The sequence below is a fragment of the Tepidiforma flava genome (genome assembly GCF_027594505.1).
In the GTDB taxonomy this organism is placed as follows: domain Bacteria; phylum Chloroflexota; class Dehalococcoidia; order Tepidiformales; family Tepidiformaceae; genus Tepidiforma; species Tepidiforma flava.
This window is the reverse complement of sequence record NZ_CP115149.1, coordinates 405776-419149: the sequence shown is the minus strand read 5'-3', so window position 1 is coordinate 419149 and position 13374 is coordinate 405776. Positions and strand designations below refer to the sequence as shown.

General features: G+C 70.3%; 15 protein-coding genes and 7 pseudogenes. 18 read left to right on the top strand and 4 right to left on the bottom strand.

What is annotated here, in order from left to right; translation table 11 throughout:
- Nucleotides 1-5: 5 nt before the first annotated feature.
- From O0235_RS02790 to O0235_RS02760, 7 genes and pseudogenes are all read left to right on the top strand, one after another.
- Nucleotides 6-377, top strand: coding sequence for a 2Fe-2S iron-sulfur cluster-binding protein (locus tag O0235_RS02790; protein ID WP_270058029.1), 372 nt, complete (start codon nt 6-8; stop codon nt 375-377).
- Between the two features lie 3 nt (nt 378-380).
- Nucleotides 381-635 carry a 4Fe-4S dicluster domain-containing protein gene (locus tag O0235_RS02785; RefSeq protein WP_270057025.1) on the top strand — a complete coding sequence of 85 codons (255 nt, stop codon included), beginning with the start codon at nt 381-383 and terminating at the stop codon, nt 633-635.
- A gap of 32 nt (nt 636-667) precedes the next feature.
- A pseudogene (locus O0235_RS15590) lies at nt 668-793 on the top strand (LysR family transcriptional regulator); the annotation flags it as partial.
- Nucleotides 757-1593, top strand: coding sequence for a LysR family transcriptional regulator substrate-binding protein (locus O0235_RS02775; protein ID WP_373324418.1), 837 nt, complete (start codon nt 757-759; stop codon nt 1591-1593). The pseudogene O0235_RS15590 and the gene O0235_RS02775, both read left to right, overlap by 37 nt.
- Nucleotides 1594-1635: 42 nt before the next feature.
- A pseudogene (locus O0235_RS15585) lies at nt 1636-2063 on the top strand (nucleotidyltransferase family protein); the annotation flags it as partial.
- 6 nt (nt 2064-2069) lie between these two features.
- Nucleotides 2070-2228, top strand: a complete 159-nt coding sequence (locus tag O0235_RS02765) for a hypothetical protein (protein WP_270057023.1) — start codon at nt 2070-2072, stop codon at nt 2226-2228.
- A gap of 295 nt (nt 2229-2523) precedes the next feature.
- Nucleotides 2524-2901: a hypothetical protein gene (locus O0235_RS02760; protein ID WP_270057022.1), complete on the top strand. Its 378-nt coding sequence runs from the start codon at nt 2524-2526 to the stop codon at nt 2899-2901.
- Here O0235_RS02760 and O0235_RS02755 read toward each other — a convergent pair.
- Nucleotides 2898-3023, bottom strand: a complete 126-nt coding sequence (locus tag O0235_RS02755) for a hypothetical protein (protein ID WP_270057021.1) — start codon at nt 3021-3023, stop codon at nt 2898-2900. The genes O0235_RS02760 and O0235_RS02755 overlap by 4 nt on opposite strands.
- Nucleotides 3024-3224: 201 nt before the next feature.
- On the opposite strand from O0235_RS02755, the gene O0235_RS02750 reads away from it, so the two are divergent.
- From O0235_RS02750 to O0235_RS02720, 6 genes and pseudogenes are all read left to right on the top strand, one after another.
- Entirely contained in the window at nt 3225-3539 is a 315-nt protein-coding gene (locus tag O0235_RS02750; RefSeq protein ID WP_270058027.1) for a YbjQ family protein, read from the top strand.
- Between the two features lie 78 nt (nt 3540-3617).
- A pseudogene (gap, locus tag O0235_RS15580) lies at nt 3618-4635 on the top strand (type I glyceraldehyde-3-phosphate dehydrogenase).
- 869 nt (nt 4636-5504) lie between these two features.
- Complete coding sequence (locus O0235_RS02735; RefSeq protein ID WP_270057019.1) at nt 5505-6956, top strand: hypothetical protein; 1452 nt, start codon at nt 5505-5507, stop codon at nt 6954-6956.
- Nucleotides 6957-6966: 10 nt separating this feature from the next.
- Nucleotides 6967-7995, top strand: a pseudogene (locus tag O0235_RS15575) (DUF2298 domain-containing protein); the annotation flags it as partial.
- Nucleotides 7946-8977 (top strand): DUF2298 domain-containing protein, encoded by a 1032-nt coding sequence (locus tag O0235_RS02725; RefSeq protein WP_270057018.1) that lies wholly within the window; start codon nt 7946-7948, stop codon nt 8975-8977. The pseudogene O0235_RS15575 and the gene O0235_RS02725, both read left to right, overlap by 50 nt.
- A gap of 431 nt (nt 8978-9408) precedes the next feature.
- On the top strand, nt 9409-9792 hold the full coding sequence (locus O0235_RS02720; protein ID WP_270057017.1) for an eCIS core domain-containing protein: 384 nt from the start codon (nt 9409-9411) through the stop codon (nt 9790-9792).
- Between the two features lie 145 nt (nt 9793-9937).
- On the opposite strand, the pseudogene O0235_RS15570 reads toward O0235_RS02720, so the two are convergent.
- The 3 genes and pseudogenes from O0235_RS15570 to O0235_RS02710 all read right to left on the bottom strand — a co-directional run.
- Nucleotides 9938-10258: pseudogene (locus O0235_RS15570) on the bottom strand (peroxiredoxin family protein); the annotation flags it as partial.
- 40 nt (nt 10259-10298) lie between these two features.
- A complete protein-coding gene (locus O0235_RS02715) occupies nt 10299-10922 on the bottom strand; it encodes an SAM-dependent methyltransferase (RefSeq protein ID WP_373324417.1) in 624 nt (207 codons plus the stop codon).
- Nucleotides 10923-10996: 74 nt separating this feature from the next.
- Nucleotides 10997-11170, bottom strand: a pseudogene (locus tag O0235_RS02710) (SAM-dependent methyltransferase); the annotation flags it as partial.
- A 393-nt stretch (nt 11171-11563) separates the two neighbouring features.
- Here O0235_RS02710 and O0235_RS02705 point away from each other — a divergent pair.
- The 5 genes and pseudogenes from O0235_RS02705 to O0235_RS02685 all read left to right on the top strand — a co-directional run bounded on the left by O0235_RS02705 (nt 11564) and on the right by O0235_RS02685 (nt 13347).
- Nucleotides 11564-11968: a MarR family winged helix-turn-helix transcriptional regulator gene (locus O0235_RS02705; protein WP_270057016.1), complete on the top strand. Its 405-nt coding sequence runs from the start codon at nt 11564-11566 to the stop codon at nt 11966-11968.
- Entirely contained in the window at nt 11965-12363 is a 399-nt protein-coding gene (locus O0235_RS02700; RefSeq protein WP_270057015.1) for a histidine phosphatase family protein, read from the top strand. Before O0235_RS02705 ends, O0235_RS02700 begins: the two co-directional genes overlap by 4 nt.
- Nucleotides 12360-12482, top strand: a pseudogene (locus O0235_RS15565) (hypothetical protein); the annotation flags it as partial. The gene O0235_RS02700 and the pseudogene O0235_RS15565, both read left to right, overlap by 4 nt.
- A 65-nt stretch (nt 12483-12547) precedes the next feature.
- A complete protein-coding gene (locus tag O0235_RS02690; RefSeq protein ID WP_270057013.1) occupies nt 12548-12673 on the top strand; it encodes a hypothetical protein in 126 nt (41 codons plus the stop codon).
- Nucleotides 12670-13347, top strand: a complete 678-nt coding sequence (locus O0235_RS02685) for a hypothetical protein (protein WP_270057012.1) — start codon at nt 12670-12672, stop codon at nt 13345-13347. The genes O0235_RS02690 and O0235_RS02685 overlap by 4 nt, the downstream gene beginning before the upstream one ends.
- The last annotated feature ends 27 nt before the right edge of the window (nt 13348-13374 follow it).

The window sequence follows — 13374 nt, the reverse complement described above, 5'->3', positions numbered from 1 at the left end:
ACACCATCGACAGCCCCCGCGCCTCGCCGCACAATACCGGCCGTGCACCGCGTCCGCGTCGAGCCCGGGGCTTCGAATTCCCCGCACCCCATAACGAAACCGTCCTCGATGCCGCCAACGCCGCCGGCTACTACTGGCCCGTCGGCTGCAGCCGCAACGGCGAATGCACCAACTGCGCCATGACCGTCATCTCCGGCCTCGGCCGCCTCAGCGTCATGGGCCGATTCGAACGCGCCAACCTCATCCGCCAGCGCGGCCCGCGCGCCATCGAAGACCCCCGCCTCCGCCTCGCCTGCCAGGCCCGCGTCCTCGGCGACATCGTCGTCGAAAAGACCGGCGTCTTCCCCGACCCATTCGCACGCCAGGAGGCCCGCTGACCCATGCCCTATGTCATCACCGAACCCTGCATCGGCGTCAAAGATGCCTCCTGCGTCGACGTCTGCCCCGTCGATTGCATCCACACCACCGACGACGCTCCGCAGTACTACATCAACCCCGACCAGTGCATCGACTGCGCCGCCTGCGAGCTCGCCTGCCCCGTCAGCGCCATCGCTCACGACGCCTCCCTCGAAGGCGACATGCGCCGCTACATCGAGATCAACGCCAACTTCTACCGTTCCCAGGCGCTACCCTAAAAACCGACGGCACCCCGCCGCGGAGGAACCCCGTGGAACTGGCACAGCTCGAAGCCTTCATCCAGGTCGCTCACCACCGCTCCTTCAGCCGTGCTGCCGAGGCCCTCTTCCTCACCCAGCCATCCGTCACCGCCCGCATCCAGTCCCTCGAGCGCGAGCTCGGCGAGCGCCTCTTCGAACGCACCGGCCGCAGCGTCACCCTGACCGATGCCGGCCGCGCCTTCATGCCCCACGCCCAGCGCGCCCTCACCGCCGTCCAGGAAGGCACCGACGCCATCGAAGCCGTCCGCCACGGCGAAGTCGGCACCATCCGCATCGGCGCCTCCACCTCCATCGCCACCTACGTCCTCCCCGCATCCTCAAAAAGTTCCGCGAGCTCCGCCCGCGCGTCCACATCCACCTCGCCACCGGCCAGACCGAAGACATCATCGACTCCCTCCTCGCCGGCGACTTCCACGTTGCCGTTACCCGCCTCGCTCAGCACCCCGAAATCCAGTCGCTCCACCTCTACAACGACGACCTCGCCCTCGTCGTTCCCCCGGACCACCCCTTCGCCGAAAAGGGCCGCGTCTCGATCGCCGAAGCCGGCCGCCAGCCGTTCCTCTTCTTCGAACGCGGCTCCAGCTACCACAGCCTGGTCTACTCCATGTTCCTCCGCGCCGGCGTCGTCCCCGAATCCGTCATGGAGCTCGACGACATGGAGACCACGAAGCACATGGTCGAAGCCGGCCTCGGCGTCGCCATCCTCCCCGTCGTCTCCTTCGAGCGCGAACGGGAGCGCGGCACCCTCGCCCGCGTCGAAATCCGCGAAATGGAGCAGCCCGCGCAGCTCGAAGTCGGCGTCCACATCCTCCGCAACCGCATCCTCGCGCCGCCCATCCACGAATTCCTCCGCATCCTCACCCGGGAATTCGGCGTCGAGAACACCTTCCAGGCCGCCGCGGCCGCCCGCGCCTGACCATCGCCCCAAGCCGCAGGCCTTCCTACACTAGGAGTCGCCATGAACTCCGCCATCATCCTCGCCGCCGGCATCTCCCAGCGCATGGGCACCCTCAAGCCCCTCCTCGACTGGGGCGGACAGCCCCTCATCCGCTACGAACTCGAACAGCTCTGGGAAGCCGGCGCCGATGAAGTCATCGTCGTCCTCGGCTACCGCGCCGACGACGTCTCCCGCCAGCTCCGCGGCATCCCCTGCCGCATCATGTTCAACCCCGCTTCCAGCTCGGCCGCGCCGGCTCCCTCCGCATCGGCGCCAAGGCCGCCAACCGCGACGCCGACCGCATCCTCATCGAAGACGTCGACCAGCCCCGGCCCGCCGCCTTCCTCCGCGCCCTCTACGAAGGCCATCCCGCCGAGGCGGACTACACCATCCCCGTCCACGCCGGGAAACACGGCCACCCCGTCGTCGTCGCCGGCCGCCTCCGCGAAGAGCTCATGCGCGCCGACGATGCCAGCGAGGGACTCCGCGGCATCCTCCGCGCCCACGAAAGCCGCCACGCCGAAGTCGACGCCGGCGACCTCCTCGACCTCACCTTCAACACCCCCGAGGAGTACCAGGCCGCGCGCGACCGCTTCTTCGCCGCCGTCCGCTGATGCCCCTCGTCGGCAGCGGACGCCCGCGCCCGCGCCTCGTGGTGTTCGACCTCGACCGCGCCCTCATCGATAGCCGCCCCGCCTTCACCTACGCCCTCGAAGAAGCCGTCGCCGCCGTCACGGGCCGCCGCATCTCCGCCCGCGACCTCGCCGACGCCTACCACGCCCGCCCTGGCGCGAGGCGCTCCGCATCCTCCTCGATGACCCGCGCGAGCGCGACGCCGCCGAAGCCCTCTGCGAACAGTACGCCGCCCGCAGCGCCCTCAAACGGCTGCTCGTCTTCGAGGGCATCGGCATGGCGCTCGATGAGCTCCGCGGCGAACTCATCGAGATGGCCGCGATTTCGCGGCTCCCCTACCCCCTCGCCCGAAAACACGCCGAGTCGACCGGCCTCGACCGCTTCCTCACCGTCATCGTTCCGCCCCGCGGCGGCGCCTACGCCCCGGCCGACCAGCTCGCCGAGTGCCTCAGCCTGCTCGACACGCATCCCACCGAAACCGCGTTCGTCGCCCCCGGCCGCCACGAACGCGCCGCTGCCGACCGCGCCGGCGCCATCGCCTTCACCGCCGTGTGGGCGGTCGAGCCCGACCCCGGCGGCATCGAAATACCTTCCCCCGCCGCCCTCCGCGAGGCCATCCTCCGCCGCTGGGAAGGCCGGGCCCCCGCCGGCTAACGCCCCGCCGCCGCGCGCGCTCGCGGCTCCACCAGCGCGTGGCACCCCGGGCAGTAGGTCAGCTCCCGGTTCGAGGTGAATTCCAGTTCGCACTTCGGGCAGGTCACCAGCTTCCGCTTCATCGTCGTTCTCCTTCGCGGGGTTCACCTCCAGCATCGGCCGGCCGCGCTGTGCGAGGTAGGCGAAATTCGGCATCGATTCCGGAATAGCCATACGCGTAGGCTATCGATCGATAGGTTCAGTGAACATCCGGGAACATCCCCGCTCCGCTAGACTGGGGATGCGCACGGCCCCAAATCCCCGCCCGGAGGTTTCGCATGGCCATCATCCTCACCACCACCAACACCGTCGAAGGCCGCCCCATCCAGCAGTACCTCGGCCTCGTCGCGGGCGAAGTCATCCTCGGTGTCAACGTCTTCAAGGACATCGCCGCCGGCTTCCGCAACATCGTCGGCGGCCGCTCGGGCAAGTACGAAGAGGAGCTCCGCAAGGGCCGCGACCACGCCGTCGCCGAGATGCTCCAGTACGCCCAGCAGCTCGGTGCTGATGCCGTCGTCGGCGTCAAAATCGATTACGAGACCGTCGGCGGCCAGATGCTCATGATCACCGCCTCCGGCACGGCCGTGAAGCTCGCCTGAACCCGGCCATTCGGCGGGTGGAACGTTAGTGCCTGCCCGCTAGGCTACGAACACGAACCACCCACCGGAGGGACTCCCTTGGTCACCAGGATCGGCATCAACGGCTTCGGCCGCATCGGCCGCCAGGTCTTCAAAGCCATCACCGACCGCTACGCCGGCAAGCTCGAAGTCGTCGCCATCAACGACCTCGTCGCCACCGACGTCAACGCTAACCTCCTCAAGTACGACTCCAACTACGGCCGCTGGAACCGCGATATCCGCGCCGAGCAGGACGCGCTCGTCGTCGACGGCCGCACCGTCCGCGTCTTCGCCGAGCGCGACCCCGGCGCCATCCCGTGGGGCTCCGTCGGCGCCGACATCGTCATCGAATCCACCGGCCTCTTCACCGACGCCACGAAAGCCGCCGCGCACCGCCGCGATTCGGTCAAGAAGGTCATCATCTCCGCCCCCGCCAAGAACGAAGACGTCACCATCGTCCTCGGCGTCAACCCCGAGGCCTACGACCCGGCGAAGCACCACGTCATCTCCAACGCCTCCTGCACCACCAACGGCCTCGCCCCCGTCGTCAAGGTCATCGTCGACAACCTCGGCCTCGTCAAAGGCCAGATGACCACCATCCACTCCTACACCAACTCCCAGCAGATCCTCGACAAAGCCGCCGGCAGCGACTCTCCGCGAAATGCGCGCCGGCGCCCTCAACATCGTCCCCACCTCCACCGGCGCCGCCCGCGCCCTCAAGCTCGTGATCCCCGAGGTCGAAGGCAAGCTCGACGGCCTCGCCTACCGCGTACCCACGCCCACCGTCTCCATCGTCGAAGTCGTCGCCCTCACCGAGAAGGACATCACCAAAGACGCCCTCAACGACCTCATCCGCGAAACCGCCGCCGAGAAGATGAAGGGCATCCTCGGCATCACCATGGACCCCGTCGTCTCCATGGACATGAAAGGCGACGAGCGCTCGTCCATCGTCGATGGCCTCTCCACCAACGTCGTCGGGGGCAACCTCGTGAAGGTCGCGGCCTGGTACGACAACGAGTGGGGCTACGCCTGCCGCCTCAGCGACCTCGCCGCCTTCGTCGCCGAACAAGGCCTGTAGCCCCCGCTCCCGTTCGTCCCGGACCCGCTGCCCCCGCGCTCCGCGAGGGCAGCGCCGTTCCCGGCCCGTTCGCGAGGCCCCGGCGCCTCCGCCCGCGGTCAGCGGCGTCGCTGAGCCGCCGCCTTGCCTTCGGCGGTGCTCCGCGCCCCGGACGCCCGGACCGCGGATGCAGCGCCGGCCGGCCCGCGGCCCGTTTCCTGTCCCGAACGCCCGCCGGCCGTATCCTGTAGCCCACCACTGGAGGAGCGCGTGGCCGAGACCTCCCCGCCGTCACGCCCGCCCGCGGCCGCCTCGCCGCCCTGCGGTCCGGCTTCCTCGCGCGCGTCCTCACCTGGCAGGCCGGGCTCGCCGCGGTCCTGGTCCTCGGCGCCGTCCTTCGCTTCCACGGGCTCGGCTGGGACCAGCCGCCGGAAGCCGACTACCCCTCCAGATGCACCCTGATGAGCGGTTCCTCTCCCTCGTCGCGAACCGCATCGACTGGCCCGGCAGCATCGGCGGCTACTTCGATACCGCCGGTTCGCCGCTCAATCCCTACAACGACGGCGAAACCAACTCCTACGTCTATGGCACCTTCCCGCTCTTCCTCGTCAAAGCCGTCGCCACCCTTCGCGGCGACGACCCGCCCGGCCCGGGCAACTCCTACGCCGCGACGGTCGCCTCCGGCCGCCAGGTGACGGCCGCCTTCGATGTGTTCGCCATCCTCCTCGTCTTCCTCCTCGGCAGCGCCCTCGGCAGCCGCCGCCTTGGCCTCCTCGCGGCCCTCCTCTACGCCCTCGCCGTCCTTCCGACCCAGCTCGCCCACTTCTGGGCGATGGACCCGTACCTCAACGTCTTCGCCCTCCTCACCCTCCTTTTCTCCGTTCACTGGAGTGCGCGCCGAAGGCTCCCGCGCCTGGTGGCTCGCCATCGGCTTCGGCGCCAGCATCGGCCTCGCCACGGCCTGCAAGGTCAACGGCGCGATCTTCGCCGCCATCCCCGTCCTCGCCTTCGCCGTCCGCATCGCGCTCTATGACCTCCGCCGTCTCGCCGCCCGATGGGACGGGAGCGAGCCGCCGCCCCGCCACGGCTCGGCCTGGCTGAGCGACGTCTCCATGCTCTGCCTCGCCGGCGCTGTCTCGCTCCTCGTCTTCCGCGTCGCCCAGCCCTACGCCTTCGCCGGCCCCCACGTATGGGATTTCGCCCTCAACCAGCGGTGGTGGGACGACATCCAGCGCGAACGCGACTTTCAGCAGGGCAACGCCGATTATCCGCCGTTCATCCAGTTCGCGGGCACGACGCCGTTCCTCACAGCCCTCCGCAATATCACCCTCTGGGGCCTCGGTCCCGTCCTCGCCGCCGCCGCATTCGCCGGCCTCATCGCAGCCGCGGTTCGAACCGCCCGCTCCCGCGACCTCATCCTCCTCCTGCCGCTCGCCTTCGCCCTGCTCGTCTTCGGCTTCTGGGGGCCGCGCTTCGTCGCGTTCATGCGCTACTTCCTGCCGATGTACCCTGTCCTCTGCCTCTTCGCCGCGTGGGGCCTGCTTCAGCTGCTCGAGCGAAGCCGCGCCGGCTTCCGGCTCCCCGCGGCTGCGTCCGCGCGTCCCTGCCCCCGCCGCGCGCCCGCGCCCTCGCGTTCGCCGCGCTCGCCATCGTCCTCGGGACCTCGGCATGGTGGGCGCTCGCCTTCCAGCGCGTCTACCTCGAAGAGCACCCCCGCATCGCCGCCACCCGCTGGGTCTACGCGAACGTCCCCCCGGCAGCGCCATCACCACCGAAATCTGGGACGACCCCGTGCCACGGGACCTCCCCGGCCGGCCCCGCGCGTACCGCTTCGTCGAACTCGACATGTACCGCACCGACGCGCCGGAAAAATCCGCGACCTCGTCTTCGGCGTCCCCGGCGACCCCGCGAAGGCCGGCCTCGCGGGCGCTGACTACGTCGCGGTCACTTCCAACCGCATCCGCGACTCGGTCACGAAGCTCGAGCGGGAATACCCGGCCACCATCCGCTACTACCAGCTCCTCGAATCCGGCGACCTCGGCTTCCAACGCGTCGCAACCTTTACCGTCAATCCCTCGTTCCTCGGCATCTCGGTCGACGATTCCGGCGCTGAGGAGTCGTTCACCGTGTACGACCACCCCGAGGTCCGCATCTACCGGAAGACCGCGGCCTTCGACCCTGCCCGCGCCTACGCGCTCCTCAGTGAGGCGCGACCGGAGTCCGCCGTGAACCTCCTCCCCGCCAGGGCCGCTCGAACGGCCTCCAGTTCACCGCCGCCGAGGCCGAAATCCAGCAGTCCGGCGGCACCTTCACGGACGTTTTCGATGCCCCCGGCTGGCTGAACCGCACCGCATGGGTCTGGTGGCTGCTCTGGCTCGAGGCCGCGAGCCTCGCCGCCGTGCCGTGGGTCACCTGGCTCTTTCGCCCGTTCGCCGGCCGCGGCTACGGCCTCGCGAAGCTCTTCGGCCCGCTTGCCGTCGTTCTCTTCACCTGGATGGCCGTCGCCTGGGGCCGTTCCACTTCTCGAAAGGCCTCGCATGGGCCGCGTTTGCCGCCGTTCTCGCCGCCGGCGTTGCCGTCGGCCTCCTCCGCCGCCGCGCCCTGCGGGACGACCTCCGCGGCCAGTGGCGCAACTGGCTCGCCGCCGAGGCCGTCTTCCTCCTCGCCTTTGCCGCCTTCCTCCTCCTCCGCATGGCGAATCCCGACCTCTGGCACCATCCGCAGGGCGGCGAAAAGCCGATGGAGATCGCCTACTTCACGGCCGTCGTCCGCTCCACCATCCTCCCGCCCTACGACCCCTGGTTTGCCGGCGGCAGCCTCAACTACTACTACATGGGGTGGTTCTACCTCGCCGTGCCGGTGCGCGCCTTCGGCATCCTTCCCGAATACGCCTTCAACCTGGGCGTGCCTACCTTCGCCGCCACGGCTGCCGCCGCTGCCTTCGCCGTCGTCAGCGGCCTCGTGGGCGCGGCGGCCCCATCCATTGCCGCCGTCCGGCGGCGCGCCGCCGAACCGCTCCTCGCCGGCGCCTTCGCCGCCTTCCTCCTCGTCGCCATCGGCAACCTCGATGCCGCCCACCAGTGGGTAGAACGGCTCCAGGCGCTCAACCAGAGGTCGTTCGCCTCGGGCACGCCCGTCGTCGGCGGCGCCGTCGGGATCGCGGGCGGCCTCTGGCGCTGGCTCTTCGGCGGCGCGCAGCTCCCGCCCTTCGACTGGTGGCGCAGCTCCCGGGTCCACTTCGGCAGCTTCGATATCACCGAGTTCCCGTACTGGTCGTTCCTCTTCGCCGACCTCCACCCCCATCTGATGGGGATTCCCTTCTTCGTCAGCCTTGCCGGCACCGGCGCGGCGCTCGCGCTCTCCGCCGCGCGCGGCGATCGGCTTCGCCCTTGGGTCATGGCCGCCGTCGCGGGCCTCTTCGTCGGCCTCATCCGCACCGTCCACACCGGGACTTCCCGACCGCCGCGCTCATCGCCGCCGGCGCCATCGCCCTCGCCGGGCTCCTCGCGCCCGGCTCAGCCGAGCGCCGCGCCTGGACCGCTCTCGGTCAGCTCGCGCTCGCCGGCCTCGTCTCCGCCGCCGCGTTCGCCCCTACAACGCCCGCTTCGAAACCTTCGACCCCGGCATCACCCGCGCCCCGGCGACCACGCCGCTCCACCAGTTCGTCGTCCAGTACGGCGTGTTCCTCGCGCTCACGGCAGCGTTCGTCGCCCTGCGCTGCCGCGAAGAACTCGAAGCCCGCGGCTTCGACCCCGGGCGCAACCCGGTGCTCGCGGTCGTCGCCGGCCGCCTCGAGGTCGCCTCCCTCGCCGTCTTCCTCGCAGGGCTCATCGCCTTCACGTGGCCCTTCGGCCTGGCGACCCTCGCGATGTCGCTCGCCGCCCTGGCCTTCCTGCTGAACCTCGCCTGGCTCGACCTGCGCGCGTCCGAACGCGATGTCCCGCGGCTCATCGCCACGCTCTTCCTCGCGCTCGCGGTCGCCATCGCCGCCGGCGTCGATGTCGTCACCCTGAAGAACGACATCGTCCGGATGAACACCGTCTTCAAGTTCAGCCTCCAGGCGTGGCACCTCTTCGCGCTCGGCGGCGGCTACGCCGGCTGGTACGCCGTCCGCGGCCTCGTCGAACGCGCCCGCGGGCGGCAGCGCCGGCCCGCGCGGCTGCCGGGCTCGCCGTCGCCGCGCTCGCCGCCGTCGTCGTCGCCTCCAGCCTCTTCCTCGTCTCCGGCACCCGCGGCGCCAGGAGGCCCGCTTCGGCGACACGCCCCTCACGCTCAACGGTTTCGCCTTTTTCGAACACGGCGTCTTCACCGAGCCCCGCAGCGACGCGACCCCGGCCGACGACGTCACCTTCCGCCTCGATGAAGACCTCCCGCTCATCGCATGGCTCCGCCAGAACGTCGAAGGCTCGCCGGTCATCGTCGAAGCCGTCGGACCGCTCTACCGCTGGACTGGCCGCATCTCGCAGTACACCGGCCTTCCCGCCGTCATCGGCTGGGACTGGCACCAAATCCAGCAGCGCACCGACTACGCCCACCTCGTCCGGGAGCGCCGCACCGACGTCCAGCTCTTCTACACCGACCCCTCCACCGACCGCGCCGAGCGCTTCCTCCGTAAATATGATGTCCGCTACGTCGTCGTTGGCACCGAGGAGCGCGTCCACGGCACCGAAGCCGGCCTGGCGAAGTTCGCCGCCATGCCGGCCCTCACCGAAGTCTTCCGCGACGGTCCCAACGTCATCTACCGCGTCGACCAGGCCCGCCTCGCGGCCGACATCCTCGCCCGGGACCTCGGCCGTGCGCCTTGACGCCCCGGTCATCGGCCTCCTCGCCGAATGGGTGCCCCGCCGCGACCTCGAGGCGATGCGCGTCGTCACCGGCTGGCCGTGGCGCTGGATTCCGGCCCTGCTCGGGAAGACGGCCATCACCTTCGCGCCGTTCGTCATTTTCCGCGCCGGCGGCTACCGGCCTGGCACGGCTGCCGGCCTCGCGCTCATCGCCCACGAAGCGCTCCACCTCACCCAGGTCCGCGAGATGGGCCGGCCCCGCTTTTACGGCCGCTACCTGCTCGGCCAGCTCCAGTCCGGCTTCCGCCACGGCCGCCACCCGCTCGAAATCCCCTGCATCGAACGCCAGCGCGAGATCCGCGCGGCCCTCCGCGCCCGCGGCCTCCCCGGCTGATCAGCCGTCGAACAGCCCCAGCGCCCGGAACACCCCTTCGAAGGCCGAGAGACTCCCCGGGTTGAAGTGCGGCAGCACGTACGCCACCCGCCCGTCCTGCCCGATGACGACCACCCCCGGCGGGATTTCCGCTCCCAGGGTCCCAGAAGCCGTACGCCTTCACCGCCTCCCCGTAGAAGTCGCTGATCAGCGGGAACGGGAAGTGGTCCCGCTCGTGGAACTTCGTGTGCGAGCCGATCCCGTTCGTGTTGATGCCGAACACCTGCACGCCCGCCTGCCGCAGCGTTTCGTACTCCTGCGCGAACGCCTTCAGCTCGCTCGTGCAAATCGGCATCCCGTCGTCCTGGTAGAAAATCAGCAGCACCCGGCCCTTCCGCAGCAGCTCCCGCAGCCGGACCGTGAACGGTTCGCCGCCGTCCGGCACGGCCGGGAGCTCGAAATCCGGCGCGGGTTCGCCCGGCTGCACCGGCCCCGCAGCGGCGGCTCCTGCCCGTTCGCGTGCCCGCTCACGGCAGCGGCTCGAACCCCGGCGGCGGCCCGTCGATGCCGCGTGTCCCGGCGATGACCCGGATGCGCCCCAGCCCGGCGCCGTCCGTGAGCTGCTCGAGCGCACGCCGCCGCGTGAAGTACTCCTGCAGGTCCCCGCGCGCCGCTTCGACGAGTCCGCCGAGCCCCACGCTGTACAGGAACTCCTGCTGAGAAACCGGCCCCCACGGCTGCATCCCCGCATCCTCCACCGCCGCCAGCAGCTCCGAGAGGTTCACGTGCGAGGTCAGGTCCTGTTCGCCGACGTGGATGTACGGGTTCTCGTGCGCCGTGTGCCGGTAGAAGCAGAGCAGCGTCCCCTGCCGCCGCCACGGCGCCCACAGCTCCTCCTGCGGGTAGCCGTAGTCGAACACGAGCACCGCGCCGCGCTCCACCAGCCCGCACAGGCTCACCATCGCCGGGTAGGCCGCCGGGTTGACCTCGAACCGCCCCTCGGCCGGCGCGTCGTCCATCGTCGCAATCGGCCCGCGCTCCTCCACGAACTGATCGCCATCCCAGCGCACGAACACTTCCACCGGCCCTCGCGGCGAGCCCTCGAACACCCGCACCGGGAACGCGTCGAACAGCTCGTTCGCCACGACCACGCCGGCCGCGGCCGGCTCCACCGGCGGCACCCGCCAGTCGACCCGCGGGTCGTCCCCGGGCTGTTCGGCTCGATGGCAACATAACGAATTGCCGCCGCGAACGCCGGGTCCCGCCCTTCCGCCCAGTCGAGCACGGCCTTCGCGAGGTGTCCCTCGCCCGCGCCCGGCTCGAAGATGGTGAACTCCGCCGGCTCGCCCAGCCGCCGCCAGGCGTCGCGCGCCCAGCCGGCCACCGCCCAGCCGAACATCGGGTGCACCGCCGGGCTCGTGAGGAAGTCGCCCTGCCGCCCGATGCGGCCCCGCTTCCGGTAGTAGCCGTGCTCCGGGTGGTAGAGCGCCAGCTCCATGAACCGCCGGAACGGGATCGCCCCGCCGTCCATCTCGGCGACGATCGCCGCGATGAGCCGCGGGTTCCCCAGCGCCGCCGTGCCCGGGTCGAGGTCGAGCGTCATCATTTCCAGTATGCGCGCCGCTCCCGGGGAGGAGGCAAGCCGCAATCGGTGCTAAAGTCCCCTTCGTACGACGAACCACATTCGAGGCGTGCCCGTGCAGTCTCCGCCCACCTCTGAAAGCGCCGTCGACGCAGCCATCCGGCTCTTCGGCGAAACCGTCAACCTCTTCGACCCCCTCCGCTTCCGCGCATGGGCCGAGATGGGCCTCACCACCGCCCAGCTCCGCGTCCTCTTCCTCGTCCGCGAAGCCCCGGGGTCACCGCCGGCGAACTCGCCACGCGCCTCGGCGTCACCCCGCCGACCATCTCCGGCATCGTCGACCGCCTCGTCAAATCCGGGCTCATCCGCCGCGAAGACGACGAGTCCGACCGCCGCCTCGTCCGCAACTTCCTCACTGAACAGGGCGAAGCCACCTGCTCCCGCCTCGAAACCGGCAGCGAAATCTTCACGCGCCGCATCCTCGTCGAAATGCACCACGAAGACCTCGAAGCCCTCGTCCGCGGCCTCGCCGCCTTCGTCGCCGCCAGCGAATACGTGCAGAAAGTCGAGCCCAACCTCGCCGCCGTCGCCATGCCCGGGGTGAACCTCGCATGACCTCCGTCCGCCGCGTCCGCACCATCGACCTCGAAAACCCCTTCGTCGATTCGTTCGAAGGCATGGTCGAAATCCTGCTCATCCGCCACGGCGAGCAGAAGTTCTTCGAGAACATCCCCCTCGGCCAGGCCTACGATGCTCCCCTCTCTGAACTCGGCCAAAAGCAGGCCGAAGCCGTCGGCCTGCGGCTCGCGCCCGCCCGCCTCGGCCGCGTCTACTCCTCCGACATGCGCCGCGCCCACGACACCGCGAAAGCCATCGCCGTCCACCACGGCCTCGAGCCCGTCGTCATCCCCGACCTCCGCGAAATCGACCTCTGGCAGCGCGCCCGCAGGACAAGAGCCTCCTCGATATCTACACCCGCGAACAGCTCGCCGACATCTACCGCGAGGTGACCCGCACCCGCAAACACAGCGCCTACCCCTTCTGCGAAGACGTCGACGCTTTCCGCACCCGCGTCTTCCGCGCCATGGACCGCATCATCGAGGAGTCCATCGGCATGCGCGTCGCCGTCGTCTGCCACGGGGGCGTCATCAACGCCATCCTCAGCCAGGTCTTCGGCTCCCCTTCGACCACCTCGTGCCGGTCCACCACACCTCCATCTCCGTCATGCGCGCCGCCGACACCCGCCGCGTCATCCTCACCATCAACGACTACTCCCACGTCATGCCGATCCAGTCGTCCCGCAGCGACCTCAACGCATGAGCCGCACCCTCGAACCATCGCCCTCCTGGTTCGAGATCGACCCGGCTTTCTACGCGCACGGCGGCTCCTGCTTCTCCGACCTCGAGGCAGAGTACCTCGGCGAGGTCGGCGGCCTCCGCGTCCTCGCCGGCCCGGTCACCCCGGAGAACCGCGCTGAAGAGGCGCTCTCCCTCGCCAACCTCGGCGCCCGCGTCACCGCCTGGGCGCTCGATGAGGCCGCCGCCGCGCCGGCCCGCCGCCTCGCCGCCGAGGCCGGCATCGACGTGGCCTGGGAGTTCGGCGACCTCGAAGCCATCGCGGCCCGCGCCCCCGCCGCGTTCGACCTCCTCTACCACGGATGGAGCGGCCTCGACGCCGTCGACGACTTCGACGCCTGGGCCCGCCATGCCGCCGCCCTCCTCCAGCCCGGCGGCCGCCTTTACCTCTACGACCGCCACCCCTTCGCCCGCGTCGTCGGCCTCCACAAGGGCCTGCTCGTCATCTCCCACGCCTACTTCCGCTTCCGCGACGGCGACAACCCTGGACGCTCGCCGACCTCCTCAGCGCGCTCGCCGATGCCGGCTTCGCGCTCGACGCCTTCGAGGAGATCGCCGGCTCCGAGCGGTACCGCACCGACATCGACCGCCTCCCCGGCCTCAACTGGGAGCAGCGCTTCCGCGTGCCCTCCGCGATGATCGTCACCGCCTCCCTCGCCTTCCAGC

Excerpts from the sequence above, each read along its gene's own strand:
- O0235_RS02705 (WP_270057016.1), top strand. The coding sequence starts at position 11,564 with ATGGGCCGAGATGGGCCTCACCACCGCCCAGCTCCGCGTCCTCTTCCT.
- O0235_RS02700 (WP_270057015.1), top strand. The coding sequence starts at position 11,965 with ATGACCTCCGTCCGCCGCGTCCGCACCATCGACCTCGAAAACCCCTTC.
- O0235_RS02765 (WP_270057023.1), top strand. The coding sequence starts at position 2,070 with ATGCGCGCCGACGATGCCAGCGAGGGACTCCGCGGCATCCTCCGCGCC.
- O0235_RS02755 (WP_270057021.1), bottom strand. The coding sequence starts at position 3,023 with ATGAAGCGGAAGCTGGTGACCTGCCCGAAGTGCGAACTGGAATTCACC.
- O0235_RS02760 (WP_270057022.1), top strand. The coding sequence starts at position 2,524 with ATGGCGCTCGATGAGCTCCGCGGCGAACTCATCGAGATGGCCGCGATT.
- O0235_RS02785 (WP_270057025.1), top strand. The coding sequence starts at position 381 with ATGCCCTATGTCATCACCGAACCCTGCATCGGCGTCAAAGATGCCTCC.
- O0235_RS02685 (WP_270057012.1), top strand. The coding sequence starts at position 12,670 with ATGAGCCGCACCCTCGAACCATCGCCCTCCTGGTTCGAGATCGACCCG.